Origin of the sequence: Microbacterium sp. (genome assembly GCF_036566905.1) — a bacterium.
Taxonomy (GTDB): Bacteria; Actinomycetota; Actinomycetes; order Actinomycetales; family Microbacteriaceae; genus Microbacterium.
On sequence record NZ_DATCVK010000215.1, the window covers coordinates 1 to 1936 of the forward strand.

The 1936-nt window shown below is 70.5% G+C and carries 2 protein-coding genes; both read right to left on the reverse strand.

The annotated features are described in order from the left end of the window. Window positions 1-389: aldehyde dehydrogenase family protein (locus VIP82_RS18465; protein ID WP_331911293.1), on the reverse strand; the 389-nt coding region annotated here is incomplete at its 3' end. An 88-nt stretch (window positions 390-477) separates the two neighbouring features. Beyond that, window positions 478-1809: a Glu/Leu/Phe/Val family dehydrogenase gene (locus VIP82_RS18470; protein WP_331911295.1), complete on the reverse strand. Its 1332-nt coding sequence runs from the start codon at window positions 1807-1809 to the stop codon at window positions 478-480. Window positions 1810-1936 lie beyond the last annotated feature (127 nt).

Sequence of the window (1936 nt, forward strand, 5' to 3'; positions counted from 1 at the left end):
CGCACGGCCTCCTCGCTGAACCAGCGCAGGAACTCGCCGCCGTAGGCGACCTCTCCGCGAGCCTCGGCGAGGGGCTTGCCCATCTCCATCGTCATGAGGAGGGCGAAGTCCTCCTTGCGCTCCTGCAGCAGGTCGAACGCCCGGCGCAGCAGCTCGCCGCGCTGGCGCGGAGCCGTCGCGGCCCACGCGTCCTGCGCGGCGACCGCGGCGTCGAGCGCCTTGATGCCATCGGCGACGGATGCATCGGCGATCTCCTTGATCGTCGCACCGGTCGCGGGGTCGATCACGGCGAGCGTCTTGCCGCCCTCGGCGTCGACCCATTCGCCGCCGATGAACAGCCCGCCGTTGATCCGGTCGAGCACGGTCGCTTCCTGTGTTGCAGTCGTCATGCGTGTGGTTTCCGTTCGGTCTATCGGGGTGACGTCATCTTCTCGAGTTGCCCGAATCCGTCCGGATTCGGGCAACTCGGCAATTCGATCAGGGGTAGAGGCCGCGCAGCTTGTGCGCTTCGGCGACGCGTTCGACGGCGAGCGCCGTCGCGGCGGTGCGAAGTGAGAGCCCCCGAGCCTTGGCGTAGCCCAGCACGTGCTGCCACGCGCTGAGCATCCGCTCCTCCAGTCTGGACTCCACCTCGTCGGCACGCCACCAGTACGCCTGGTTCGCCTGCACCCACTCGAAGTAGGAGACGATGACGCCACCCGCGTTCGCGAGGATGTCGGGCACGACGAGCACGCCGTTCTCGCGGAGGATGCGGTCGGCACCGGGCGTCGTCGGGCCGTTCGCGCCCTCGACGATGACGGTGGCCTGCACCGACGCCGCGTTGCCCTCGTGCAGCACGCCCTCGACGGCGGCCGGCACGAGCAGGTCGACGTCGAGCGTGATGAGCTGCGCGCCGTCGATCGCCTCGGCGCCGGCGAAGCCGACGACCGAACCGGTGGCGCGCACGTGGTCGGAGAGCGCCTCGATGTCGAGGCCCGACGCGTTGAACACGGCCCCGTACTGGTCGCTGACCCCGGCGATGGTGACGCCGGCCTCGGAGAGGAACCTGGCGGCATCCGCACCGACCTTGCCGAAGCCCTGTACCGCTGCGCTGGCGCGCGACGGCTCGATGCCGCGGTGGCGGAGCGCAGCGAGCGCGATGTGGGTCACCCCACGCGAGGTCGCGCTCGCCCGCCCCTGCGAACCGCCGAGCGCGATGGGCTTGCCGGTCACGATGCCGGGCACCGTGTAGCCGCTGGTCACGGAGTAGGTGTCCATGATCCAGGCCATCGTCTGCTCGTCGGTGCCGACGTCGGGCGCGGGGATGTCGCGCTCCGGGCCGATGATCGGCAGGATCTCGCTCGTGTAGCGGCGGGTCACGCGCTCGAGCTCGGCCTTGGAGTGCTCGCGGGGGTCGATCGCGATTCCGCCCTTCGCGCCGCCGTACGGCACGTCGAGCAGGGCGCACTTCCAGGTCATCCACATCGCGAGCGCGCGGACCTCGTCGAGGTTCACGTTCGGCGCATAGCGCAGGCCGCCCTTGGCCGGGCCTCGCGAGAAGTTGTGCTGCACGCGGTGGCCGATGTAGAGCCGGCTCTCACCCGAGTCCATGCGCAGCGGCACCGACACGGTGAGCTCGCGACGCGGCGTCGCGAGCATCTGGTGCAGGCCGTCGGTGTAGCCGAGGAGGCCGATCGCCTCGGCGAGCTGGGCGCGCGCGTCGGTGAGGGGCGTCGCGATGTGCTGCGCGGCGGAGCCCGCTGCGATCAGCGGGCTCGCCTGGGCATCCGTTGCGGTCGACGTCGTCGTCGCCGCCAGGAGGTCGGTCATGCGTTCTTCAGTCCTTCCGCGACGACCGAGAGGCCGTCGATGAGCAGTTCGTCGGAGATGGTGAGCGGGGGCAGGAAGCGGATGACGTTGCCGTAGGTGCCGCAGGTCAGCACGACGACGCCGTTGG